At 68.1% G+C, this 24,486-nt stretch carries 24 protein-coding genes and 1 pseudogene; 9 read left to right on the plus strand and 16 right to left on the minus strand.

From position 1 onward, the window contains the following. Positions 1-46 precede the first annotated feature (46 nt). The 3 genes from gpmI to ABZU32_RS28840 all read right to left on the minus strand — a co-directional run bounded on the left by gpmI (position 47) and on the right by ABZU32_RS28840 (position 3,230). The gene (gene gpmI, locus ABZU32_RS28830; protein WP_354926872.1) at positions 47-1,567 is read right to left on the minus strand and encodes a 2,3-bisphosphoglycerate-independent phosphoglycerate mutase; all 1,521 of its coding nucleotides are present in this window, start codon (positions 1,565-1,567) and stop codon (positions 47-49) included. After that, positions 1,564-2,889: a 3-phosphoshikimate 1-carboxyvinyltransferase gene (gene aroA / locus ABZU32_RS28835; protein WP_354926874.1), complete on the minus strand. Its 1,326-nt coding sequence runs from the start codon at positions 2,887-2,889 to the stop codon at positions 1,564-1,566. Before aroA ends, gpmI begins: the two co-directional genes overlap by 4 nt. Before the next feature lie 86 nt (positions 2,890-2,975). Continuing rightward, entirely contained in the window at positions 2,976-3,230 is a 255-nt protein-coding gene (locus ABZU32_RS28840) for a hypothetical protein (RefSeq protein WP_354926876.1), read from the minus strand. Between the two features lie 630 nt (positions 3,231-3,860). Between ABZU32_RS28840 and ABZU32_RS28845 the strand changes: the two genes are divergently transcribed. Together ABZU32_RS28845 and ABZU32_RS28850 are read left to right on the plus strand one after the other, a co-directional pair. Next, entirely contained in the window at positions 3,861-4,796 is a 936-nt protein-coding gene (locus ABZU32_RS28845; RefSeq protein WP_354926878.1) for a helix-turn-helix transcriptional regulator, read from the plus strand. Positions 4,797-4,924: 128 nt separating this feature from the next. Continuing rightward, positions 4,925-5,272, plus strand: a complete 348-nt coding sequence (locus ABZU32_RS28850) for a metalloregulator ArsR/SmtB family transcription factor (protein ID WP_354926880.1) — start codon at positions 4,925-4,927, stop codon at positions 5,270-5,272. Here the strand turns inward: ABZU32_RS28850 and ABZU32_RS28855 are convergent. After that, entirely contained in the window at positions 5,237-5,596 is a 360-nt protein-coding gene (locus ABZU32_RS28855; protein WP_354926882.1) for a metalloregulator ArsR/SmtB family transcription factor, read from the minus strand. The two genes, ABZU32_RS28850 and ABZU32_RS28855, sit on opposite strands and share 36 nt — an antisense overlap. 148 nt (positions 5,597-5,744) lie before the next feature. Next, entirely contained in the window at positions 5,745-5,960 is a 216-nt protein-coding gene (locus ABZU32_RS28860; RefSeq protein ID WP_354926884.1) for a heavy metal-associated domain-containing protein, read from the minus strand. A 273-nt stretch (positions 5,961-6,233) separates the two neighbouring features. On the opposite strand from ABZU32_RS28860, the gene ABZU32_RS28865 reads away from it, so the two are divergent. Beyond that, a complete protein-coding gene (locus tag ABZU32_RS28865; protein WP_354926886.1) occupies positions 6,234-6,995 on the plus strand; it encodes a class I SAM-dependent methyltransferase in 762 nt (253 codons plus the stop codon). 12 nt (positions 6,996-7,007) lie between these two features. Here ABZU32_RS28865 and ABZU32_RS28870 read toward each other — a convergent pair whose 3' ends face one another. From ABZU32_RS28870 to ABZU32_RS28880, 3 genes are all read right to left on the minus strand, one after another. Next, a complete protein-coding gene (locus ABZU32_RS28870; protein ID WP_354926888.1) occupies positions 7,008-8,120 on the minus strand; it encodes an ArsO family NAD(P)H-dependent flavin-containing monooxygenase in 1,113 nt (370 codons plus the stop codon). Between the two features lie 25 nt (positions 8,121-8,145). Further along, complete coding sequence (locus ABZU32_RS28875; RefSeq protein ID WP_354926890.1) at positions 8,146-8,571, minus strand: hypothetical protein; 426 nt, start codon at positions 8,569-8,571, stop codon at positions 8,146-8,148. Between the two features lie 354 nt (positions 8,572-8,925). Beyond that, the gene (locus ABZU32_RS28880) at positions 8,926-9,735 is read right to left on the minus strand and encodes an MFS transporter (RefSeq protein WP_354926892.1); all 810 of its coding nucleotides are present in this window, start codon (positions 9,733-9,735) and stop codon (positions 8,926-8,928) included. Between ABZU32_RS28880 and ABZU32_RS28885 the strand changes: the two genes are divergently transcribed. After that, entirely contained in the window at positions 9,718-10,026 is a 309-nt protein-coding gene (locus ABZU32_RS28885; RefSeq protein ID WP_354926894.1) for a hypothetical protein, read from the plus strand. The genes ABZU32_RS28880 and ABZU32_RS28885 overlap by 18 nt on opposite strands. Before the next feature lie 6 nt (positions 10,027-10,032). Here the strand turns inward: ABZU32_RS28885 and ABZU32_RS28890 are convergent, their stop codons facing one another. After that, positions 10,033-14,592 carry a caspase family protein gene (locus tag ABZU32_RS28890; RefSeq protein ID WP_354926896.1) on the minus strand — a complete coding sequence of 1,520 codons (4,560 nt, stop codon included), beginning with the start codon at positions 14,590-14,592 and terminating at the stop codon, positions 10,033-10,035. 260 nt (positions 14,593-14,852) lie between these two features. On the opposite strand from ABZU32_RS28890, the gene ABZU32_RS28895 reads away from it, so the two are divergent. Both ABZU32_RS28895 and ABZU32_RS28900 read left to right on the plus strand, forming a co-directional pair. Further along, positions 14,853-15,236, plus strand: coding sequence for a hypothetical protein (locus ABZU32_RS28895; RefSeq protein ID WP_354926898.1), 384 nt, complete (start codon positions 14,853-14,855; stop codon positions 15,234-15,236). 712 nt (positions 15,237-15,948) lie between these two features. Next, a complete protein-coding gene (locus tag ABZU32_RS28900; RefSeq protein WP_354926900.1) occupies positions 15,949-16,191 on the plus strand; it encodes a hypothetical protein in 243 nt (80 codons plus the stop codon). Positions 16,192-16,244: 53 nt separating this feature from the next. On the opposite strand, the gene ABZU32_RS28905 is transcribed toward ABZU32_RS28900, so the two are convergent. Genes ABZU32_RS28905 through ABZU32_RS28915 form a run of 3 tightly spaced genes read right to left on the minus strand, consistent with a single transcriptional unit; the run spans position 16,245 to position 19,271 of the window. Beyond that, positions 16,245-16,805, minus strand: coding sequence for a cupin domain-containing protein (locus ABZU32_RS28905; RefSeq protein WP_354926902.1), 561 nt, complete (start codon positions 16,803-16,805; stop codon positions 16,245-16,247). Positions 16,806-16,848: 43 nt separating this feature from the next. Then, complete coding sequence (locus ABZU32_RS28910; protein ID WP_354926904.1) at positions 16,849-18,342, minus strand: FAD-dependent oxidoreductase; 1,494 nt, start codon at positions 18,340-18,342, stop codon at positions 16,849-16,851. Beyond that, the gene (locus tag ABZU32_RS28915) at positions 18,339-19,271 is read right to left on the minus strand and encodes an alcohol dehydrogenase catalytic domain-containing protein (protein WP_354926906.1); all 933 of its coding nucleotides are present in this window, start codon (positions 19,269-19,271) and stop codon (positions 18,339-18,341) included. Before ABZU32_RS28915 ends, ABZU32_RS28910 begins: the two co-directional genes overlap by 4 nt. A gap of 88 nt (positions 19,272-19,359) precedes the next feature. Here ABZU32_RS28915 and ABZU32_RS28920 point away from each other — a divergent pair, with 88 nt between their 5' ends. After that, entirely contained in the window at positions 19,360-20,088 is a 729-nt protein-coding gene (locus tag ABZU32_RS28920; RefSeq protein ID WP_354926908.1) for a TetR/AcrR family transcriptional regulator, read from the plus strand. Between the two features lie 2 nt (positions 20,089-20,090). Here ABZU32_RS28920 and ABZU32_RS28925 read toward each other — a convergent pair whose 3' ends face one another. Further along, on the minus strand, positions 20,091-20,348 hold the full coding sequence (locus tag ABZU32_RS28925; protein ID WP_354926910.1) for a hypothetical protein: 258 nt from the start codon (positions 20,346-20,348) through the stop codon (positions 20,091-20,093). Positions 20,349-20,351: 3 nt separating this feature from the next. On the opposite strand from ABZU32_RS28925, the gene ABZU32_RS28930 reads away from it, so the two are divergent. Further along, complete coding sequence (locus tag ABZU32_RS28930; protein ID WP_354926912.1) at positions 20,352-21,143, plus strand: SDR family NAD(P)-dependent oxidoreductase; 792 nt, start codon at positions 20,352-20,354, stop codon at positions 21,141-21,143. A 392-nt stretch (positions 21,144-21,535) separates the two neighbouring features. Here ABZU32_RS28930 and ABZU32_RS28935 read toward each other — a convergent pair whose 3' ends face one another. The 3 genes from ABZU32_RS28935 to ABZU32_RS28945 form a co-directional block, all read right to left on the minus strand. Next, the gene (locus ABZU32_RS28935; RefSeq protein WP_354926914.1) at positions 21,536-21,682 is read right to left on the minus strand and encodes a hypothetical protein; all 147 of its coding nucleotides are present in this window, start codon (positions 21,680-21,682) and stop codon (positions 21,536-21,538) included. 210 nt (positions 21,683-21,892) lie between these two features. Next, the gene (locus ABZU32_RS28940; protein WP_354926916.1) at positions 21,893-22,390 is read right to left on the minus strand and encodes a hypothetical protein; all 498 of its coding nucleotides are present in this window, start codon (positions 22,388-22,390) and stop codon (positions 21,893-21,895) included. Positions 22,391-22,592: 202 nt separating this feature from the next. Next, a complete protein-coding gene (locus ABZU32_RS28945; protein WP_354926918.1) occupies positions 22,593-23,165 on the minus strand; it encodes a hypothetical protein in 573 nt (190 codons plus the stop codon). A 553-nt stretch (positions 23,166-23,718) separates the two neighbouring features. On the opposite strand from ABZU32_RS28945, the pseudogene ABZU32_RS28950 reads away from it, so the two are divergent. Beyond that, positions 23,719-24,289 (plus strand): annotated as a pseudogene (locus ABZU32_RS28950) (transposase); the annotation flags it as partial. Between the last annotated feature and the right edge of the window lie 197 nt (positions 24,290-24,486).

Here is a 24,486-nt window from a genome sequence, read left to right on the forward strand (position 1 = left end):
TCATCCCCGGTGAATCGGCCGATCCACGTTCGTGCAGGTCGTTCGGTCACAGCAGCGGCCTGCCGGTCATCGCCGCCCCTGGCGGGTGTCCCAGAAGGGCCAGGATGGTCGGCGCGACGTCCGCGAGGGTGCCGCCGTCCCTCAGGCGGCCCGGGACCGGCGTTTCCGGCGCCGGCACCAGGATCAACGGGACAGGGTTGGTGGTGTGGCCGCCGTACGGGCGCTCGCGCCCCTCGGCATCGGGCCGTGTCATCTGCTCGGCGTTGCCGTGGTCCCCGACCAGGAGAACCCACCGCCCGGCCGCGCGTGCCGCCGAGATCAGCCGGCCCACGGCCGCGTCGGTGTGCTCGGCGGCCAGCACGGTGGCGTCGGCGTCTCCGGTGTGACCGACCACGTCGATGTTGGCGAGGTTCGCCACGACCAGCGCCACGTCGGTGCGGACGGCGGCCTCGATCAGTGCGTCGGCCACCGCGGAGAGGTTCATCTCCGGACGGGACCGGTAGTCGGCCGGACCGTCACCGCTGATCCGGACGTGCTCCTCGACGGAACGAGCCCGGTCGTCGCGGCCGTTCAGGTAGTAGGTGACGTGCTCGAACTTCTCGCGCTCCGCGATGCGGACCGAGCGCAGCCCGTGCCGTTCCAGTTCGTCGGCCAGGCCGCCCGAAGCGTCCGCGCGGTCCACGAGCGGCGGGATGGACGCCTGGGTGTCGTACCTGGCGAGGCTGAGCAGGGTGACGCCCCGCGCGGCCAGGTGGACCGCCAGGTGGTCGGCGAGTTGCTGGATGCGGTCGCTGCGGAAGTTGGTGAACAGCACCGCGTCGCCGTCGGCGACGGCGCCGACGGGCGCGCCCCGCTCGTCGACCACGACGCTCGGGGCGACCCACTCGTCGCTCTTCTGGCCGGCGAGCGCGTCGTGGGGACGGGCGACCCGCACTCCGGCCCCGTCCATCACCGCCTGCGCGGCCGCGGTGGTCAGGGTCAGGTCGCCGCTCTTGTCGAGGGCGTAGCCTCGGCCGACCACGCTGGCGACGCGGCCGGTTCCCGTCTCGGCGGTGAATTTGTCGATCTCGTCCAGGTAGGCCGCCGCCGTCCCGTCCCCCACGTCCCGGCCGTCCGTGATCGCGTGGATCCACACCTCGGGCACACCATGGGCGGCCGCCACCCTCAGGAACTCCCGGAGATGGCCGATGTGCGCGTGGATCTGACCGTCCGAGCACAGCCCCACGAGGTGGAGGGCACGCCCGGTGCGGGCGAGCCGCTCACAGGTCGCGACGAGCAGCGGATCGGCCGCGAGGGCGCCGCTCTCGATCTGCCGCTGCACGAGCAGGCTGTCGTACGGCAGCGGCCGGCCGGCCCCGATCACCATGTGACCGATCTCGGAGTTGCCGACGGTGCCCGGCAGCAGGCCGACCGCCCCACCGGACGCCTCGACGAGGGTCGAGGGGAACTCGGCCATCAGCGCGTCGAGATGGGGCGTGGCCGCGCGGCTGAGAGCGTTGGCCGGACCTGGGGCGGCGTGTCCCCATCCGTCCAGCACCAGGAGCATGCCCCGGCTCGCCGAGCTCACAGGGTCGACGCTCCGTCCGGGTGCAGGGTGTCCAGCGTCTCCCAGAAGGTCGGATACGACTTGGCCACGCAGCCGGGATCCTTGATCACCACGCCTTCGGCGCGCAGGCCCGCGATGGCGAAGCACATGGCGATCCGGTGATCGTCATAGGTGTCGATGACGGCGCCGGCGGGGGTCCCGCCGGCGATGGTCATCGCGTCCGGGAACTCCTGCACCGTGACGCCCATCTTGCGGAGTTCGGTGGTCACCGCCGCGATGCGGTCGCACTCCTTCACTCGCAGGCTGGCGATGTTGCTGATGTGGGTGCTGCCCTCGGCGAAGGCCGCGACCACCGCGAGCGTCGGCACCACGTCCGGCATGCTCTCCATGTCGATCTCGATGCCGTGCAGCTCTCCGCCTCGAAGGGTGATGCCGCCGCCGTCGAAGGACGCCTGGCATCCCATACGGGCCAGCGCGTCCACCAGGCCGACATCGCCCTGGTGGGAGTCGCGGCCGATGCCGGGAATGGTGACCCGTCCGCCGAGGATCGCGGCGGCGGCCAGGAAGTAGGACATGCCGGAGGCGTCCGGTTCGACGGTCACGGACCCGCCGCGGAACGCCTGTCCGGCGGGGACGGTGAACCGGGTGTGGCCGTCGCGCTTGACCTGCACGCCCATCTCGGCGAGCGCCGCGATCGTCATCTCGACGTAGGGCTTGGAGATGAGGTCGTCGACGATCGTGATCTCCACGTCGTTCTGGGCGAGAACCGAATTGATGAGCAGGCTGGAGGTGAACTGACTGCTCACGGCTCCGCTGATCCGCGTGGCACCGCCACGGAAATCGCCCCCGGTCACCTTGATCGGAGGTGACCCGTTCCCGCGCACGCTGACCGCCTCGACTCCCAGCGCCGGCAGGGCGGCGAGCAGGTCCCCCATGGGCCGTTCCTGCATTCGCTTGTTGCCGGTGATCGTCGTCACGCCCGGGGCGTGGCCCGCCATGGAAATCAGGAAGCGCAACGGGGTGCCGGCGCCGCCCATGAAGATTTCCTCATCGGGAGCACGCATCGCCTGGCCGGTCGGGGTGATGTGAATCGTCTCTTCCCGCTCGTCGATGTCCACGCGGACATGACCGAACATTTCGACGCCGCGGGAGAGGTACACCGTGTCGTCGGAGATCAGCGCGTTCTCCAGCGTGGTCTCCTGGCCGGACAAGGAGGCGATGGCGAGATATCGATTGGTGTAGCTCTTGGAGCCGAGAACCTTGACGTCGGCGTCCATCGTGCGCAACGGCCGGACGGTGACTTCGGCTGCCTTGCGTCGCGGATCAGGGGTGGCTGAGGCCATTTAAGTTTCTCCTTGAGCCATCGGCGTCGGTCATGCGATTCGCGTGGAAATTTGTTCCCGGCACTGATTCACGTGTCAGAAACCTGTCATTCACCGAGCACCCAGCCATGCAATGTCGGCGAGCTTCGCAAAGCTCTCTCACATATGCGTATCGCGGCCGCGTGCGCTTGCATCCAATTCGCACTGCCATGAAAGAAGGTCAGCTCGACACGGTCGGAGGTCACGAAGGAGTGCAGGTGCTCCAGATCATCCGCAGGGGTCGCCGCGGTCCACAGGATGTCGGTGACGAGCTGCGGCGGCGGCCTTCGGCGCACGGCGGCATCGGTGGCGGTCAGCGTCACCGTCGCCATGTACATGCCGTTTCCGGGACGTCGTCACGCCGGCGTCCACCCTGCGGCGACCGCCGCGCGCGCTCTCCGTACCGGGATCATCGCTCCCCCGCTCCCACCGCTCGACGTGACGTCACAAGCGGTCATCCGGCATTCCCGCAGCTCACCTGGGCACCCTCGCACGCCCCTACTCTCATGTTTGCCATCGCTACACGAAAGTGGTCAGACCAGGCAGCTAGTTGCCGGGCAACTTGGTGCCACGGCCCGGAGAGGAAGCGCGGCCGGGATCCGCGCGGAGCGCCATGTCCGCGGCCACCCGTAGCGGGCATACCTTTGGCGGCTATACCTACCGGCCGCAAAAAGCTAATCTTTGAAGTTGCCCACACCGGCCGGAAAAGGGGAACGTCACACTCCGTCATGCATTGAGTTCGAGCCGCACACGTGCGGGAGACGAGTTTTCTGGGAGGTCACCCTGCGGCAGCCTTGGTGAGTTACGCGAGCCGGCGCCCGGCTCGATACCACTTGACATGGACAGCTTCATCCTCATGTTATTTAATGACCTCGCCGCGCACAGGTGTTATGGGGGCTGCCGTGCTTCAGCAATGGGGCTTAGACGTCCACGCCGATACCATCTACCGCCTCGTGTTGACTCGGAAAGAGTGGGGCATCGCGCAGATCGCCGCCCACCTCGGCATCTCCGAGACCGAAGTCCGCGCCACCATCGACCGGCTGGTGGAGCTCTCGCTCCTGCGCCGGTCGTCCGGAGCACTGAGGGCGGGAAGCCCGAGCGTCGCCTTTCACGACCTGCTCCAGCGGCAGCGGGCCGACCTGTTGCGCCGCCAGGAGGAGTTCGTCGCCACGGAACACGCGGTCGACCGGCTGATCCAGGAGTACAGCGAGCTGTGCGCGGCCGGCGCGCGCCACGAATGCGACTGTCTAGAGAGTGTCGAAGCGGTGCGCGCCCGCATCGAGACCCTCGCGCGCGGAGCGACCTCCGAGTGCCTGTCGTTCATGCCGGGCGGCGCCCAGTCTCCCGAGAGCCTGGAGGCGAGCAGGCCGCTGGACCACGAGATGCTCGCGCGTGGCGTGTCCGTCCGCACGGTCTACCAGGACAGCGCGTGCAACGACACGGCGACGCTCGCCTACGCGCGCTGGATGACCGGCCTGGGAGGCGAGGTCCGCACCGCCCCGACCTTGCCGATCCGCATAGTGATGTTCGACCGCGAGGTGGCGTTGCTGCCCCTCGACCCCACGGCGAGCAGGAAGGGAGCGGTGGAGGTCTGCGGTGAGGGGATCATCACCGCGCTTCTCGCGCTCTTCGAGGAGGTCTGGGACCACGCCGCGCCGTTCGGCTCCGGGCGGCAACGCTGCGACCAGAGCATCACCATGCAGGAGCGCGAGCTGCTCAGGCTGCTGGCGCAAGGGCTCACCGATGAGGCGACCAGCAAGAAGCTGGGCATCGGGCTCCGCACGCACCGCCGGATGGTGGCCGACCTCATGGACCGGCTGGGGGCGCGCAGCCGCTTCGAAGCCGGCGTCAAGGCGGTGGAGAAGGGCTGGCTGGCACCCGCCAGCTGAGAGCTATACGCCAGGAACATCCACAAACATCCATTGCCGCCGGTCTAGAGACCTGTCAAAATAGGCATGTGTCGAAACAAGGGGGCGTTCCAGCGGAGATCTGCTGTCCGCCACTTGCCTCGGCACCGGTGGACGCGGAGCAGGCGGCGGAGGTCGCGGCCGCGTTCAAGGCGCTGTCGGACCCCGTCCGCGTGCGGCTGCTGTCGCTGATCGCCTCGCATCCGGGCGGCGAGGCCTACGTGAACACCCTGACCGCGGCTTTCGACCTGACCGGCCCCACGATCTCGCACCACCTCAGAGTGCTGCGCGAGGCGGGGCTCCTCGGCTGTGAACGGCGGGGCACCTGGGTGTTCTACTGGGTGATCCCCACCGCGCTGGAACGACTGAGCGAGGTGCTGACCGTGCCCTCCGACGTCGCGCCCCGACCGGCTGGCGCGCCTCTAACCGGAGACGCCTGCGAGGTCGGCCGCGGCTAGCAGGGCCGAGAGCTGGTGCAGCCGCTCGCGGATCGGCCGGTAGTACACCCACGTGCCGCGACGCTCGTGGTCGACCAGGCCGGCCTCGCGAAGCAGCTTCAGGTGGTAGGAGATCGTCGGCGCGGCGACGTCGAACAGGTCGGTCATGTCGCAGACGCAGACCTCGCCGTCGGGGTGGGCGGCGATCAGCGACAACAGCCGCAGCCGGATCGGGTCGCCCAAAGCCTTGAACATCTTCGCCATGCCGACGGCGTGCGCGGGATCCAGCGGCACCGACTCCAGCGGAGCACAGCACCCCTTGGCGGGGGAGTCGGCTGCAGGCATGGGCACTCCCGTGTTCGACATACCTCTATTTTGACACCCGTCTAAGTTCACTGCAACAGTCGGCGTCCGAGGCGTGCCGCGTACAGGGGTTTCGCCGCCCTCGTGGGGTGCACCGCGACGACCACGAGGGGGCGATCAGACTACACGCCTACTGGGCGGGGCCGACCAGCTCGTAACCGGCCTCGTCCACCGCCGCCTCCACCATCGGGCTCTCCACCGGCCGATCGCTCGTCACCGTGACGGTCGCGGCCTGCAGATCGACCTGGACGTCGGTGACTCCGGGGATCTTCGTGACCTCCACCGTGACGGCGGAGACGCAGTGTCCACAGGTCATGCCATTCACGCGATAAGTAGCAGTCGCCATTGCCGGCTTCCCTTCGATGATGGAGAGAGTAGGTGCGACGACCGGACTCCGGCGGACACCGGTCGGACGGTGAAGTCGAGCTCCGGCCAGCGGCCATGTGGAGCGCGCGCCGACTTGACAGACGCTCTTCACTCCGGTCATTGACATCCTGAGTGCTTTGATGATCATATAATTAGCGAAACCTCGAATCAAGCGCCACGCGTGGCTCGGCCACCTTGCGACGGCGCTACCGGGCATCCGGCCACCTCCGACGGGGCGACGAAGGGATCACCGATGACGGCAGAGGCGTACGTCGACCTGCACGCGAAGATCTACGACGAGTTCTGGAGCTTCTACCCCGGCCGCATCGGCCGGGCGCTGCTGCGCCTGCACCAGACGACGATGCCCGACGCCCCGCGCCGCGTTCTCGACGTCGGCTGCGGCACCGGCATCGTCGCCGCGCGCTTCTACAAAGAGGGATACCAGGTCACCGGCCTGGACATCTCCAAGGCCATGCTGGAACGGGCCCGGAGACGCTTCCACGCGGCCGGCGACCGGGCCACGTTCATCCACGGGGACGCGACCGACTTCACCATCCCCGAACCGGTGCCGTTCGCCTTCTCGACCTACGACATCCCGAACCACCTCAGGACCCTGGACCAGGTCGCCTCGTATCTGCGTGCCGTCCACCGCGCCGTCGAACCGGGAGGGATGTTCGCGTTCGACCTCACGACGGCCAAGGGGCTCGAAGCGATGAACCGCATCTGGATCAAGGATGAGAAGTCGGCGATGTTCCTGTTCCGGGGGGCGATGAACCAGGAGGAGGGCTTCGGCTTCTTCCGGATCTCCGGAGTGGTGCGCGCCGAGGACGGCCGCTACGACAGGTTCGAGTCCACCATCGTCAACACCGCGCACGCGGTGGCCGACGTGCGGAGGCTCATGGACGACGCCGGGTGGGCGGACTGCCGCGTCGGCACCCCCGACCATCCGCTCCTTCCCGCGGAGCGGCCGGAGGACGAGGACAGGGTCCTGTTCGTCGCGCGCAAGCCCGGATGACACGGGTCGGCCTCAGTGATCCCCGCGCTTGGGAGGGGCTTCGCGGAGGTCGGCGAGCTGTCTCACCACCTCCGCGACGGTGTCGCGCGCGGTCCGGCCGGCCCCGATCAGCGTGGCCGACGCCGGGCCGGTCCAGTTTCCATATCCGAGGAGATGAAGCCGAGGCTCGTCTTCGGCCCGGGTGCCGACGGTCGCGATCACCCCGTCGTGGGTGCGCAGCCGCAGCGGCGTCAGATGCCGCAGCTCGGGCCGGAAGCCGGTGCACCACAGGATGACGTCGCATGCCGACTCGGCGCCGTCCGCCCAGGCGATGCCGCCCGCGGTGATCCGGCTGAACATGGGCTGGGCCTTGAGCACTCCGCGCTCGCGCGCGTCGCGGACGGGCGGCACGGCCACGATGTCCCCCAGGCCACCCCCTCCCCCGGCGCCGGCCTCGCCCCGCACTCGGCGCGTCGCCATGTCGAACAGCGCCTTGCCGTCCACCTCGTCCGGCAGAAGACGAGGTGTCCGCCGGGCGACCCAGGTCGTCTCCGCGACGGTGGACACCTCGGCGAGGATCTGGGCCGCCGAGTTCCCTCCGCCGACGATGACCACTCGCCGCCCCGCGAACTCGTCGGGCCCGGTGTAGTCGGCGGCATGCAGCTGCCGCCCGGCGAAGTCGCCCGCCCCGGGGTAGAACGGCACGTACGGCCGCCACCAGGTGCCGGTGGCACTGATGACCACCTGCGCGGCCCACTGCCCGGCGTCGGTGTCGACGAGTAGCCCGCGGTCGCCTCGCCCCATGCCCTCCACCGTCACGGGCCGCCGGACGGGAAGCCGGTAACGCTCCTCGTAATCGGCGAGATAACCGACGACATGCGCCGCGGTCGGGTACCCGCCGTCGGAGGTCGACGGCATCATCCGGCCCGGCAGGGAGCTGTACTGCGCGGGCGAGAAGAGGCGCAACGACGGCCACGCGTGCCGCCAGGCGCCTCCCGGCCGCTCCTGAGCGTCAAGGATGACGAAGTCGGCTCCCGCCCGCCGCAGGTAGTACCCGGCCGCCAGCCCTGCCTGCCCTCCGCCCACCACGAGGACGTCGACCTCCGCAGGACTGTCGGCTCGACGTTCACTGGCAGGCGAGGGCATGCATGACTCCTGATTAGAGGGATCTCTAACCTACAGCTCCTGCCGAGAGCAGCACCTTGGCGGTGTAGCCCAGGGCGTCGGTCCACGGGACGCGGACGGCGTCTATGTCGACGCTGCCGCTTTCGGTGAGACGCATACCCATGTTGTCCCAGTTGGCGTGGCACTTGAGTCCTGGCGCGTCGGTGGGGGTGACGCCGAACACCCGCCGGTCGGTCGGCTGCCCGGAGTCGTCCAGCAGGACCCCTTCGAGGATGAGGCGGTCGCTGACCCGCGCCCCGGTGGAGAAGGACTTGTGCCCTCGGAACATTAGGTCGTCGCCCGCGTCCTCGACGACCACATCGTTGTCCCGCGGGTTGACCGCGGCACCCCACAGCCATCCGTTGCGTGCCGGCTCGGTTTCCAGTCGCTTGTACTGCTCCTCGGTCCCCCACAGCCGGGAAGCCAGACCCACAGATAGTGGTCGCCGAGGAGCTGAGCGACGGAGCCGTCCGCCTGAGCGACGCGCCGCACCACCTGGTAGGCGGTCGTCCGGCTCGCCGCGCCCCCGCCGGCGTCGCGCGGGCCCAGCAGCGTGACGAGTCCCGACTCCTTCAGCAGCAGGATCTCGTCCTCAGGGGAACCTCCCGCGCGTTCACGCTCGGCGGCGTTCGCGCCCAGCATCTCCGCCACCTCCGCGGCGCGTGAGAGCCATTGCGCCAGGGACGCGGGAGCGGGACTGTCCTTCCAGGAATGACGGGAGTCGCTCGTCATCGGCGATCACCCTTTCGGAGAGTCTGCGGCGACCGGGCGGGAGGGCGCCCGCGTCTCACTGTTCGGCGGGGACGCTCGCACGGGCGGTGGTGCGACTGCTGAGGGAGCTCACGGCGGCGAGGGGTTTCCTCGCCCCGTCGACGCCACCGGTCATCGTCCAGACGACGATGGCGGCGACGCCGAGGGCCCAGAAGGCCACGATGAGGAGATAACTCGGCGTGGGACCGATATCGGCGGCGATGCTCGGCAGGTACAGGGTCCCGTACGCCGCGCCCAGCCGTCCGACCGCGACGCTGACGCCGATGCCGGCCGCACGCAGGTGGGTCGGGAAGAGCTCTGTGAAGGTGGGGTAGGCGGCGGTCCAGGCGCCGGTGGCGAAGGCGTTCGCGACCATGAACGCGACGAGCACCCACACCTTGCTGCCTGTCGCCGTGGCCGCCGCGAGGCCGCCGACGCTCGCGCCGGCGAGCGCGTAGTAGATGCCCACGGTCCAGCGGCGGCCGATGCGGTCGAAGGCGAGGGTCATGGCGACGCCGCCGACCACCGCTCCCACGTTGCCCAGGATGAAGAAGAACGGGATCTCCGCGTCGGTGTAGTTCACCTCGGGCAGCACGACGATCGACAGCAGGGCGAAGATGCCGTAGTAGCCGAACGCCTCGGAAAGATCCAGGATGCACCCGAGGGCGAGCCGCGCCCGATAGTGCCGCACGAGTTCCACCAGCGCCAGCCGGAAGGCGGGAGGGCGGGGCTCGTCGGGGTCGGCGCGCGCCGGTGCCTCGGGGTCGATGCCCGCCTTTTGTGTGGTTGCGAGGTTGTCCCACGGGAACGCCATGCGGAATAGTTCCAAATGATCAGCGACAGCCACCGGCCCATCCTCACGGCGCCGCTCATGGTTGCTATCCCTCTAGGGGTGATCAGCGACGTATTCCCGCCTGCGGGCCGCGCGGCCCAGCTCGGGTTGCTATTCAGCGACCGGGTACAGGCTGGTGATCATGTCGTTCAGGCCGCCGGAGATGCGGTCGGCGCGTTTGAGCGGCAGGACCGGTTCGAAGCTGCCGAGCCGGTCGCGGGGGATGGTCAGGCGGGACCGGGACCGCTCGGTGAGCTGGCCGGAGGGCGTATGCAGGTCGGTGCGCGGATGATCGGCCAGCCGTAGTTGGCATTAGGAGCAGGCTTTCTGGTACGGCTCGTCGGGGATGTACTGAGTCCATTCTTGGGAGCTCAGTGAGCCTTCGGAGACCGCGCAGACCGCGGGAAAGGGGTCGGCGGGGAGGGTGAGATTCCACAGCTGGGTGGCGCCCTTTTGGGTGATGGCGGCGAGGCGCGTGCCCTTCCCGGTGAAGGTCACCACTGCGATTGGCCCGACGTGAGCGGACAGCGTGGCGATCGGAGCGCCGGTGGAGGCGTCCCAGAGCCGGGCGGTGCCGTCGTCTCCGGCCGTGGCGAGCCATGTGCCGTCGGAGCTGGACGTGATGTCGTTCACCGGTCCGATATGGCCGGTCAGGGTGGCGACCGGTGCGCCGGTAGTGCTGTCCCACAGTCGGACGAGACCGTCGTTCCCCGCTGTGGCGAGACGGGTTCCATCCGGGTTGCGGTAGAAGACGACGTCATGCACCGGACCGGATCCTGCGGAGAGCGAGGCGATCCGAGTTCCCGTGGCACTGTCCCACAGCAGCACGGTGCCGTGGTCGTCCGCCGTCACCAGCCGGGGACCGCTTTCGTCGAAGACAGCGGCCGTGAGGGAGGTGTCCCCGTGGCCAGGCAGACGGAAGAGCACTTCGCGGGTGGCCACATCCCACAGCAGCACGGTGCCGTGGGTGTCCGCGGTGAGCAGTCGTGAGCCGTCGCGGTTGAAGACGACGGTCACGACGGGACCTGCGAGACCGTGTCCGCCGAGTGTCGCCGCGGGACTCTTCGATGTGGATCTGACATCCCACAGCGTGACACTTCCCGTGAATCTTCCGGCCGCCAGGATCGATCCGTCCGCGTTCAGGTCGACGACGTAAATCGGGCCGATCCCGCCCTGCTTGGACGCGACAGGCTTACCGGTGCGGACGTCCCAGATTCGTGCTGTGCCGTCGAATCCGCCAGTCGCCAGGATTGTGCCGTCCCTGTTGAAGCGAGCCGCATACACCAGATCCTTGTGGCCTTTCAGGGTCGCGAGGAGCTCGCCGGAGCGCATGTCCCACAACTTGACAGAGCCGCTGGCAGTGGAGTCGATCGTGTTTCCGCGTGCCGTGGCCATGCGCGTGCCGTCGTCGCTGACGGCGGACGCACTCATCGGGCCGATGTCACCCTTCAGTGTGGTGGTGGCGGTGCCGATCGATAGATCCCACAGCCGTACGCTGCCGTCCTCGCTGCCACTCGCCAGCCGGCCGCCGTCCGGGTCGAAGGCCAGCGCGTACACCGTGCTGGTGTGGCCCTTCAGGCTCGTGATCAGCATGCCGGTGGCGACCTCCCACACCTGGATGTCACCGTCCGTTCCGGCGGCGGCCAGCCGCATGCCGTCCGGGCTGAAGGCGAGAGCCTGCGTCCCCGCGGTGTGCTCCGCCAATGTGGTGATCGCCGTACCTGATGTCCCGTCCCACAGACGTACGCTGCCGTCGACGGCGCCATCGTTGTCGGCGTCCTGGTCCGCAGTGGCAAGCCGGCTGCCGTCCCGGTTGAATGCGGCGGCGATCACACCGTCACTGTGACCTTTCAGAACGGCGATCGTCCTGGCTGATCTCAGGTCCCACAGACGGGCAGTGGCGTCGTCGCTTGATGTGGCGAGGCGGGTGCCGTCCTTGCTGAACGCGACGGTGTTCACAGCGCCCCGGTGACCTTTGAGTACGGTGACGCGTTTCCCCGTGGACATGCCCCACAATACGGCGGTGTCGCCGACGGCGGCGGCGATTCGGCTGCCGTCAGGGCTGAACGCGACCGCCTCGACCGTACCTGGCGCCTTGAGTACATTGACCGGCCGCCCCGACCGGCTGCCCCAGAGGCGTACCGTGCCATCAAGGCCCCCCGCTGTGGCCACGAACGCGTCGTCAGCGCTGAACGCAACCGACGTGATGGAGCTACGGTGTCCCCCGAGGACGGCGATCGGCCTGCCCGATCTGCCGTCACGCAGCCACGCGCTGCCGTCACGCAGCCACCCGTTACCGGAGAAGACGGCGTTGCTCTCGAAGTCTCCCGTGACGACGCGACTGCCGTCACGGCTGAAGGCCATGGCCTCGACCAGGTGGGCATGTCCCGGCAGCACCGCGAGCGTCCGCCCCGATACCCCGTCCCGAAGGCGCAGGGTGCCGTTGAGTCCCCCGGATAGGAGCCGGGTACCGTCCGGGCTGAAAGCCAGCGCGTACACGGGGCTCTGCTGATCCCTCAGGAGCGCCTGTTGAGGACTGAGGAGCGCCTCCAGCATGGCGAACCGCGCCTCGTCGGTATGCGCGATGGTCCAGGCCGCCGTCGCGAGCCGTCGCGCGAACTGAATGTCGGCCACGCCGATGTTCTGGCTCTGCGCGGCCAGCTGCCGGGACAGGGAGACGGCGCGTGCCCTTGCGGCTTCGGCGGCCAGATAGGTGGCAACCCCCGCGGCGGTGAGCGACACCGTCGCAAGCATGATCAGAGCGATGATGCTCAGCCGACGACGGTACGCGACCCGGTCCGCGCCCGCGATGCCAGCCTCCAGGAACTGTTGAGCCACATCATTCAGAGCGGGGTAGCGGCCGGGATCGGTCCGGCACAGGCTCATGGCCTCCTGTGCACCCGACAGGCGGGTGCCCCGATACAGGAACGCCGGATCGTGGTCGTGCCGCCGCCAGTCGTCCGCCGCCTCGGCGAGCTGCTGGTAAGTCAGCAGCGTGGTGCGGTCGGTCTCGATCCACCGGCGCAGTCGCGGCCAGGCCCGGATCAGTGCCTCGTGCGTTATCTGCGCCGAATCCGCGTCCACAGTGATCAGCCGGGCCTGGATGAACGCATCCAGGACACGGCGTGCCGCCGCATGGTCGGCCGTATGCGTGGGCGGCAGCAGATCGGTGACGGGAACCGTACGGCGTGTGTCCTCAAGCCCATCGCCCAGTCGCACAAGTCGGATGAGAATCTGCCGGGCGAGCCGCCGGGCCGCGGGATCGAGGTCCTCCAGCACCGCGTCGGCCGTTCTGCCGAGCGCATGGTGGATCCCACCCGTGGCGCGATAGCCCGCCATGGTCAACGTGCGTTCATCTCGATGGCGCCAGGTGACCAACAAGGCGTGCGACAGCAGAGGCAACATGCCGGCCTTCATCGGCTGGGTGCCGGCACTAAGATCGTCCAGAATCAGCTCGGTCAGTCCTTCTTGCACGGCCAGCCCAGATCGGTCGGCAGGTCCGTGGATGGCTTGCCGCAGCTGCTCGGATGTCATGGCTCCGACAACCACGGCATGTTCCAGAGCAGGTACCAGTTCGGGATGTCCGGCGCAGTAGCCGAAGAAATCCGACCGTACGCTGATGACGACCGCGGTCGTGGGCGGCGCTCCGTCCTTCCGCTCACATAGGGCGAGCAGCGCGCGAACGACACGCTGCTGATCCTGCTCGGAGGTCGCGAACACCTCCTCGAACTGATCGACGATGACCACCGCCAGGCGGTCCGCCGTCGCCGTCGTCAGGATGTCGTGGAGAACGGCCGGGTCCCGTTCCAGTGTCTCGCGCAACTCCGTGACGTCACGACCTCCTACCTCGGCGAATCGGTCGGCCAGCGTGCCCACCGGGTCATCGCCGGGTGTGATCACGGCGATCTCGGCGTCGAGAGACCTCCGCAGGACGGGGATGAGACCCGCCCGCAGCAGCGACGACTTGCCCGAGCCCGAGGGGCCGGTCACCAACAACGGTCCCCCGGCCGTGATCTGCCGGGTCACGCGGTCGGTCAGCACACGCGTCAGTTCGGCGCGGCCGAAGAAGTAGTCGGCGTCCTGCGACCCGAAGGCGGCCAGTCCTCGATATGGGCTGAACCCGCCATAGTCGTGCTCCTTCGGCCTCTCGGCCTTCACCTGCGCATAGGCGGGGTTAGATGCTACGACCTGCTGATCACCGTGATCGCCGGCCTGCCGGCGAGGCGCGGGAAAACCGCGTTCGACGAGCATGCGCGTCAGGCATCGGTAGATGTCGTCCAGCGTGAGCATGGGTGGGCCGGTGGGGTCGCCGTCAGCCAGCAGTTCGATGAGCGCCCCCGTGAACGCCGTGTACCGCTCCCCAACAGGCGCCCACGCACGCTGATCACTATCTACGGCGGACAGCAGGTAAGTGCCCTGAGGCGCGGCGTCCAGCACGTGCTGCCCTCCGGCCCGCGTGGCTGGTGCCGCGCGTCCGGAAAAGCAGCAGTCCAGCACCAGCACGATGATCGAGGCGGGACTCTGCGCCACGGCTTGCCTGAGCGTGGCGTATGGCAGAGCTTGATGTTCGGCGATGCCCTTCGTGAGATCGATGGTGGCGTGGGTGGCGAGGTGCAGCTCGTTGGTGGTGCCGATCAGCCCGTGGCCCACGTAATAGATCATCAGCACGTCCGTGGCGCTGGACGCGGCCTGGACCACCGCCATGCCGAACTCCACAGGCCCGGCGGGATCGATCGCGATGGTGAGGTTGGCCGGGTCGAGTCCAGTGCGTTGCACCAGGCTGCGGCCGAGCTCCTCAGCCGATCTGGCGGCTGAGCCGACGGCGGGCAACTGTGAACCTTCGGCGTACTCGGCTGCGGCCACAATCAGCACTCGGGTTCCGGGCGAGGCAAGCAGGAGATGCGAAGACATTTCGGTCACTACCGAACGTGGGATTAATATCTGTTACGTACGATTAGTACCATAATTCGACGATCATGAACATATGGCATAAATGCCCCTTTCTAACTTCCTGGGCCTGTGCCGCCACTACAGCGACGATGGGTTCGCTATAGTTTGGTATAACTACCGTCACCTGTCAGCGGCTGCGGCGCAAATGTAATAGCACGATGGATTCAGAGGCTGGAGCTCCGATGGACGTTCGGCTCAGCGCGGAGGGTGACAACTCGGAGGCCGCACTGCGCGACCTTTACGGATGGCTGGCCCAGGAACCCGGCCTTCGCGGGCGGATCCAGCTGGTGGAGCATGAGGCCGAGCCCGGAGCGCTCGGCCCCGTGGCGGATGCCATTCAGGTGGCGCTGGGTTCTGTGGGAGTCCTGGCCACCGCCTTGGTCGCATGGCTGCATATCCGCCGTAGCGAGATAACCGTGAAATTGAGCCGGGGCAAGGACGAATCCAGCGTCGAAGTAACCGCCAAGGGTGTACGCGGCCTCGACCTGACGGCGACCAGAGCCCTGGCCGAGGAACTCCTCGAATCCCTTCAGCGCGCCGAACTCGAAGGGGCGGAGGAATCCTGAGTCAGCTCGGCCGGGACGGCGGCGTGCGCCGGTCGCCGGCGAAGATGCGGTCGGTGAGATCTGGTTGGCCGCAGTCTGTTTGAGCCTGATCCAGGCGCCGTACATTCAGTCGGGGACCATCAGACCGATCTCCGTGATGGTTGCGGTGCCGCGGACGCATGAGGTCCAGGGGATGATGACGGCGACGAAGCCGTGCACCCGTGCCCTGCGTGCATTTCCGCTGGTGCAGGTGCCGGTGTGGTCGGCGGCGGAATGACGAGGCACAACGGGCAGACGACCCCAAGCCGCCGGCACGCCCGTAGTGCCGAAAACCCGAGGTCAGGGGGCAAGAGTTCCTGCGATGATGTCGGGGTGTGAGAACCATTGTGTTCGCGATCGCCTGGATCGTTCTTCGTGGTGTGCTGCCATATCCCGACCTGCGTCGTCGAGTGCAGGTCCGCCACCGTGCCCACGCCATCGCGACCCTCGAGCCCTGGCCGCGCGACGAGGTAGCGGTGACCTGCGAGGACTACGCCCGGCTGGCGATGCTGAGGCTGCTAGCGTTGCAGCGCGCAACTCGCCGGGCGGTTCAGACGCGTCAACGGGAGTCGGCATCAAGATCGCGCCGACATTGCTGACCTTTATGTCGAGTACTGGCTTGGTCCCTGAGGCGTTGATCCGGCAGGCAGTAAGCGCTCTTGGCGAACCAGCCAAGCTCCCTGACGTACGGTCAATGGCCCAGCGGATCGACTCCGAGACCGGCGCCGAGACCGGCGCCACGCTTGCCATCAACCTGTACGACCTTGCGTACCGGCCGGCGTCGCACTACTTCGCCCACGCGAACAGCTCAGCGCTACTGCAAGCGATTCAGCCCGTCATCGAATACTTCATCAAGAAGGTTCTCTCCGAGTGGGATGCCCAGCATACGAACAAGCTTCCCTCTGGGGTCCGTACCGGCAACGCACCTGAAGCGTAGGCGTCGTCGAAGTAGTTCAGCTCCACGGAACCCGGGGAACACCAAAGTCTCCATCAATCCCGGCGCGGTTCATCCGAGTCGAGCAGTCGGCGTGGTTGCGGCTCCACGAACTCCCAGCCCATCGCCCGACCACCGGCCATCAGCTCCTCGACCGACGGGTTGCGGGTCTGGTGCGTCGGCATACTCGGCGCCGTCGCCGGCTCGCCCAGATCCTCGAAGAACTTCTCGAAGCCCGCCGGGGTGACCACGCAGAGACCGCGACCGCGCTTGGACCGCACGAAGATGGAGTGAGCGGTGTTCCGCGGAATCCAGACCGTGCAGCCGGGAGTCACCAGGTGCACGGTGTCGTTGACGTAGATCTCCCACTCGCCTTCGGTGATATGGAACAGCTCGCTTTCTCCGGCGTGCCGGTGCACCGGTGCCTGCCACCCGTACGGCACGTCGCACTGAAAGAACGACAACACGCCGCGGGTGTCGGCGGCCTTGGCGTGGAAGACGATGAGCGCGCCGGCGAACCATGTCATGGTTCCGTCGTCGGGGCCCAGCATGTAGCCGTCCGGATTCGCGCCGGGGATCGGGGTACCACCGTGCGGTGCAGCGTAGCCGAAGGACATCGGGACGCCTCCTGTCATGTCGTGCGGAAATCGCTGACCGCTCTCACCTCTGCGGCCGGTGCATCCCGGCCTGGTTCAGGTACGACTCGACGGTGGTGAGATCGGCGGTGACCAGGGCGACGTATCCGTCCGGCCGGATCAGGACCCAGTCGCCGGGTGACAGAGCGTACGCGTCGCGCAGGTGGCCGCCGCTGTCCACGATCTCGCCACGGACCCCGGTGGTATGAACACGCAGTCCGGCGCGCGGTGCCGGGACGTCCCGCACCTCGTGTCCGATCAGCGTCCACCACGGGCCGGCCATCAGGTGGAACAGCCGCACCGGCTGCCCGCCGGCACCGGTGAGCGGTGCGTCGGGGGCACGGTACCCGGCCAGGTCGCCGGGGCCGGTGAGCGGCGACAGTGGGTAGCCGAGATCGAGCTGTTGTGCCTCACGCCCGCGACTCATCCCGCGTCGTACGGCCTCGCGGAGCAGCCGGGTGGACAGCCCGAGCACGGACTCGGCGATCGGCCGGCGCTCCACCTCGTACGAGTCGAGCAGCGCCCCGGGTGCCCCGCCCAGCACCGCGGCCAGCTTCCAGCCCAGGTTGTACGCATCCTGGATGCCGGTGTTGAGCCCCTGCCCCCCGGTCGGCGGGTGTACGTGCGCCGCGTCGCCGGCCAGGAAGACCCGCCCGCCACGGAACGCGTCGGCCAGGCGGGCGCCCATCAGGTACACCGACGACCACCGCACGTCGCGGACCACGACGCCATCGTGGCCGGTGCGCTCGCACAGCATCGCGGTGAGCCCGGCGGCGGACACGTCGACGTCGCCCTCGAGCGGGGCGCCGCCCTGGCATTGGAACAGATCGGTGCCGGCCAGCGGGCACATCGCGATCTGCCGTGGGGTACCTTCGTTCCACATGTGCCAGGCATCGGCGGACAGGCCGTCGGCGTGCACGTCGGCCACGAACGCCCGTACTCCGAGTGTCCGTCCGGGGAACCCGATGCCGAGCGCTTTGCGCACCATGCTGGAGCCGCCGTCGGCGCCGATCAGGTACGCGGCACGCACCGTCGTCGTGCCGTCCGGGGTGCCGATCCGCGCGGTCACGGCGTCGTCCGCCTGGTCGAAGTGCAGGAGTTCGTGCTGGTACCGCGGGGCATGGCCGAGCTCGGCCAGCCGGTCGCGTAGCAGGCTCTCGGTGCGGAACTGGGGGAGCATGAGCGGAGTGCGGTACGGCTCCGCCGGCACCGGGTCCTGATGCTCCATGATGTGCCGGTCGACCGGGCCGTCCTCGGTGTGAACGCGCTGGGGCGGGTATCGGCCGCCGGCCGCGACCATCCGGTCCAGCACGCCGAGGTCCTCGAACACCTCAAGGGTCCGGGGCTGGATGCCCTTGCCTCTAGACCCGGCGAAGGAGTGCGGCGCCTTGTCGATCAGCACGAAGTCGACGTCGCGCCGGGCCAGCTCGATGGCCAGGGTGAGACCGACCGGGCCGGCGCCGGAGACGATCACGTGGTGGGCGCGGGTGGACACGGCGCCGTGGTGGGACGCGGTCACGGGTGCAGGACCACCTTGATCGCGCCGCTGGAGCGGTCGGCGGCCACCCGGAACGCCTCGGTCGCGTCCGCGAGCGGGAACCGGTGCGTGATGACGATCTCCGCGATCTCCGGCTGTTCGGCCAGCATCGCAGCCACGTCGGTGAACTCGCGACGGCCGTCGCGGTGGTCGTAGGCGATGGCGTTCATGTAGGAGAGTTCCTTCACAAGGCTCGTCGGGCCGGGGAAAGAGGCGGACTCGAAGTAAACGCCGACCACGACGACACGGCCGCCCGGCCGGGCCAACTCGGCGCATCGCGTCAGCGCAGTGGGGCTGCCCGCCATGTCGATGACCACGTCGTACTGCCCGTGCGTCCGCCCGGCACCCAGTTTCTCGGCGGCGTGTGCCTGGTGCTCGTATCGCGCCTCGACATCGACCTCGAATCCCATCCGGCGGACGGCCGCAGCGGCGAGCAGCCCGATGGACCCGCCGCCCACGACGGCCACACGTTCCCCGGCGACCAGCCCGGCCCGACGCACTCCGTGCCAGGCCACCGAACCCGGCTCGACCAGGCACGCGTTCTCCACCGGCAGCCCGCCGGGGAGCGGAAGCAGGGTGTACTCGGGGACGGCCACCTCCGAGGTCATCCCGCCGTCCTGGAGGATCCCCAGCACGCCGTGGCCCTCGGCGACGCAGCGCTGGACATCGCCGGTCGCGCACTCTGGACAGACGCCGCAGTAAAGGGTGGGCTCGACCGCCCAGGCACGGCCGTCCTGGGTGGTGCCGGCCATCTCGTGCCCGAGGGTGAAGCCGCGCAGCCCCATGGCGGCGAAAGACACATCGGTGCCGCAGATCCCCGCAGCGGCGATTTGCACCCGTATGCCCGGTCCGGACGGCCTGTCGACCGTGACGACACGGGCCCCGGACTCGGTGCTCCTGACAGCGAGCATGGCTGTCCCTTCGATAGCGCTAGTCTAAGCGAGCGGAGTTCACTTAGACTAAGTGAACTCGGTTCGCTTAACAAGAGGGTGGGTACGCATGGATGACGCCACGCCCGTCAGGGCGGGCACGGCGGCCTGGTGGCTGGCCAGGACCGAGAAGGCCGATGACCGCCAGCGGCGCCGGCGGATGTTGTCACTCGACCTGATCGCCGACACCGCGTTGTCCGTGCTGGACAGCGAAGGCGCGGACGCACTGACCATGCGCCGACTCGCCCACGAGCTCCGCTGCAGTCAGGCCGCGCTGTACCGGCACATCACCAGCCGGGACGAACTCGTGGTCGTCGCCATGGACCGGGCGGTGGGGCTGGGCCTGCACGCGCCGCCAGAGGGGTTGGGCTGGCGGCAGACCGTGGAGTGGCAGGCACACTCCTTCCGCGATTTCCTGCTCGCGCATCCGGGACTGGTCGCGTTCATCCGCGGCACCGAACGGCTGGGCCCGAGCTCACTGAGCGGCATGGAGCACTCACTCGGGCAGTTCATCGCCATCGGGCTGAGCGTCAGGGAGGCCTACGCGACGGCGTCGGCGTTCGCCACGTTCGTGGTCGGCTCGGTGCAGTTCAACATGGGTGTGGACACCGCTGATCCGGACGAGCAACGGCTGCGCCGGAGGCTCTACGAGGGACTGGACCCTCAGCGGCACCCCATCATGGTCGCCAACGCGGAAGAGTTGTCCCGCGTCGGCAGCAGGGAGGAGTTCGAGTTCGGCCTGGCCGCGCTGCTTGACGCCATCGAAGCCCGGATCACGCCCCGGCGTCCCGGGCCGTGATCTCAGCCAAGGTCCCGGGCCGTGATCTCGGCCAGGCCCGCGCGGGCGAAGCCGAGCACACGGTCGACCACGGGGAACAATTCCCCCGTGGCGGTGTCGCCGCGGCCTGCTTCGCGGGCCATGTACAACTCGCGCAGGCCCCCCACCACGGTGTACGCCGTCAGACGCGACGCGAGCGCGTCAGGCGGCAGGCCGATGTCCTCGCCGACGGCGGCGGCGATCAGCCGCACTGACTGAGGAGCGATGAAGACGATGTCCAAGACGTGGTTCATCACCGGCACGTCAAAGGCTTTGGCCGCGAGTGGACGGAGGCCGCCCTGGAGCGGGGCGACCGCGTTGCCGCCACCGCGCGCGACCTCGGCCACCTGCGTCCCCTTGTCCAGCGGTACGGCGACGCCGTACTGCCCCTGCGGCTCGACGTCACCGACCGCGCCGCCGTGTTCGCCGCGGTACGGCAGGCGGCCGAGCGCTTAGGCGCTCTGGACGTGGTGGTCAACAATGCCGGCTACGGCCACTTCGGCATGGTCGAAGAGCTGACCGAACCCGAGATCCGCGCCGAGATGGAGACCAACTTCTTCGGCACCCTGTGGGTGACGCAGGCGGTCCTGCCCATGCTGCGCGCACAGGGTCACGGCCGGATCATCCAGGTCACCAGCGAGGGCGGCGTCCGGGCCTTCCCCGGCATCGGCGCCTACCACGCGTCGAAGTGGGCCGTGGAGGGCCTGTCGGAGTCGCTCCGCAAGGAGGTCGCACATTTCGGCATCGACATCATCTGTCTGGAACCCGGCCCCTACTCCACTGACTTCGGCGGCGCCAGCGTCCGCGCCAGCGCCGAGCATCCGGACTACGCCGAAGTCCGCGCCGCCACTCAAATCGAGTGGGACCTCGGAGACCCGAAAGCCACCCGCGCCCCCATCTTGGAACTGGCCGACACCGACGCCCCTCCGGCCCGGATCTTCTTCGGCAATTCCCTCGAACCGGTCACGGCTGAATACGAGGACCGCCTCGCCACATGGCGAAGGTGGCAGCCACTCGCCCTGGCCGCGTTCCGTTGATCACCAGCGTCGGCGCAGTGGCCTCAGTTACCCGGTGCGGCGATGCGGGCCTTGGACAGGGTCGTCACGATACCCACCCTGATGTTCTCCGGCTTTCGTGGAGTCGCTTTGATCGACCGGCATGTCCTAACCCACGAGAGGTCAGCGTGTGAGGAGCTACCCCGCGAGTTCCGTCGCAAAGTGCTGGACCTGCTGAAGGCTAGGCGCACCGTGTACCAGGTGATCGCCGATCTGCCGATCAGCGATCAGACCGCAGGGCGCGGGAGCCGTCGGCCCATCCGCCGTGGCGGCCGATGCGCCCAGGCCCGCGCCGGCAACCCGACAAGGAAGCTCTAGCCGATCGGCGCCGCGAACATGTCAGCCGTACGCACTCTTGCGCGCCCCCAAGATAGCTATAGCAGGTGGCATATCTGCGCCGCGCTCTCGGCGACGACGCGGCTCAAGGGCATGTGCCCATACACCAGCATCACCGGCCCGGAGAACGCACGCTCGAGCGTCATTAAATGGTCGCGCATGTTGAGCAGGATTCTGCGGGACATGCGCCCCGCCAGCTCCCATAGCAGTGCTTTGTCCTGGGACCGGCTTCCAGTCGGAGGCTTGCCGCGCGGACAGGACGTCGATCCGTGGAGCCTGGCATGGGTGACCAGCCCGAACGCCAACCGCACGCAGGAACTGACGTTGGAGCAACTGAAGGTTATCCAGCGCGGGTGACTGCCGGCTTCGCACCGTACCGGTGACAGGGCGCATGATCAGCGCTCCAGCTCCTGCATTTCGGTTCGATATCTAAGGAGCGTCTCATACGACTGCTTCGCCTTCTCCGCTTCTTCTCGCCCCCGGTACCAGGAGGTCTGAACCTTCGGCCACCACTGGCCGAGCTTGTCGGGATTCTTGAAGAGGTAGACCACTGCGGAGAGTGCTCCCGCGCTACTGATCCCGCCCAGGGCCACGTCCACCATGAGTGGAGAGTTCAGCGACATCCGGCGGACGTTCACTTGTTCATAAAGCCCATAGTGGCGGGCGGCTATGACGTCATCGGCACCCGCGACGGGGCCGGAGTCCAGCACGCGTTTGATCTCGAAGGCATATTGTATTGCGTCAATGAACTGATGCAGATGGGTTATGTACTCTGCGACCGTCCTCATGTTGACGGCCGGATCGGCCCCTCGGTACTCGGGTTCGGAAAGATCGGCGATCACCCTGACCACGCCCTGCTCACGTCCAGGTTCGCCGGTCTCCGCATCCGTCACATCCCAGATCGTAGTGGTTTGGCATGGGCGAGGGGGTGTCCTGCGCAGACGGGCACGTGACGCCCGGCGCACCCTGGCGGACGGGGACATCGAGCCGTGGCCGACGGGAAGGCCGTCGGTGGGATCATGGCGGCGCTCGTGCGAGATTGTTCCGGCGGCGGACCGATATACGGTGCACGGGGAGATGCGCGCGCCGCTCCGGTCATTCGCCCAATATCGGGGTCTCACGCCCCTTGCGCAGCTCGTCCATCTTGCGGAGGAACGCCGACTGAGCCACGTCTCCCCCACCGACTCGAAGACTGTGCCGAGCGGCCTGGTAGTACGCGTCGCGCGCGTCATCCACCCGGCGGACCGCCGGCTCCCACCCGTCCCAGTCATCGGTCACCCCCTGGGCGTAGTCATGCAGTCGCGCGATCGTCACCCGCCATCTGCGAGCCGCATCCACCGTCGCCGCGTCCCCCATGAGCAGGACCCTCTCCCACGACCGGGTCCGATTGGCCTCCGCCTCGGCGTACAACTGATCGGCCAATGCGGGGTCGATCAGTTTGTTTCGGGATCCGGGCCGCTTTCCCGCGGTCGCGCGAAAGGCCAGGGTCGACAGGTCCTTGAGCCTGGCGCCGTACTCCATGTAGGCCTCGAGCCGCTGGGCGTCCCAGCGCATCTCCATCTCACGCTTCCAGCGGGCTCTGTCAGTCGCTCGTGTCGTGGCCAATGTCGCCAGAGCACCGACGACGACGCCCAGCAGCGCCGGTAACTGAGCCAAAAACTGCCCCATGGCGAGAGACTCGCATGCGTCCCACGACAGGGCAACCGTTCCCCTCCAGTCGCGGCGCCCATTCTGGGGCCGCTTCCTCTATGGGGGCCGGAGCGCTCGCCGGCCGCCGGGAATCGGGAGCCGGCGGCGCAGTCGCGGCCGCGGTTCCCCTGGTCGACCCACTTGGTGTTTCGTGGAGACTTTTGATGTTCCCCGGCTTTCGTAGAGTCCTCTGGTTGACTGGCATGCCTGAACCCCAAGAGAGGTCAGCATGCCCAGGAGCTATCCACCGGAGCTGAAAGAACGAGCAGTGCGGATGGTTCAGGAGGCCATCGAATAGTCCGGGGACTCGTTCGGCATGATCACCAGGGTCGCTCGTCAGCTCGGCATCGAATCTGAATCGCTGCGTAACCGGGTCAGGCAGACCGGGATCGACGGTTGCAATCGGCCCGGCACCAGCACCGAGGAGACCAAGAGGTTCGCCGAGCTGGAGCGTGAGGTCCGCGAGCTGCGCCGGGCCAATGAGATCCTCAAGGCGGCGTCTGCTTTTTCCGAGGGAACTCGACCTTCGACCGCCCAGACGAACGCCTTCATCGACGCCCACCGCGACCGGTTCGGTGTAGTGGATCCAGCAGGCCGGCTGGCGAATGGCTACCGCGTCCTGGACTGGGACAGCCGCGCGGGGACGATAGAGCTGGCCATCCCGAAACTACGGCAGGGCTCCTACTTCCCCGACTGGCTGCTGGAACGCCGCCGCCGGGCCGAACAGTCGTTGATCAGCGTCGTGGCGACCTCCTACCTGCTGGGAGTCTCCACCCGCCGGGTGGACAAGCTGATGGAGCAACTGGGCATCGCCGGGATCTCCAAAGCCAGGTGTCAGTGATGGCCAAGACCCTGGACGCCCAGGTCGAGGCGTTCCGCACCCGCACCCTGGACGCCGGCCCCTACACCTTCGTCTGGCTGGACGCCCTCACCCAGAAGTCCGCGAAGGCGGGCGGATCATCAACGTGTACGTCTTGGTCGCCACCGTGGTCAACGCCAACAGGCAGCGGGAGATCCTCGGCCTGGAGGTCACCAGCCGCGAAGACGGCACCGGCCGGCTGTCCTTCCCGCGCAGCCTGGTCGCCCGCGGCCTGACCGGCGTCCACGCCCTGCCGATCGTCGCGGCCGGCTGCGGCCTACGACAGGGCGAGTTGTTCAGCATCGCCCTCGTCGGCGGTGTCTCCATCAAGGAACCCGCCGAGTACCTAGTGCGGTGTCCACATACGTTCGCCGGGGTGCGACACGCCGTACGGGTTGCGAGCGTTTGATCGCGTTTGCCTCCACTGTCGGTACCAGGAAT

The sequence above is a fragment of the Sphaerisporangium sp. NPDC005288 genome, from assembly GCF_040607475.1.
GTDB classification, from domain to species: Bacteria; Actinomycetota; Actinomycetes; order Streptosporangiales; family Streptosporangiaceae; genus Sphaerisporangium; species Sphaerisporangium rhizosphaerae.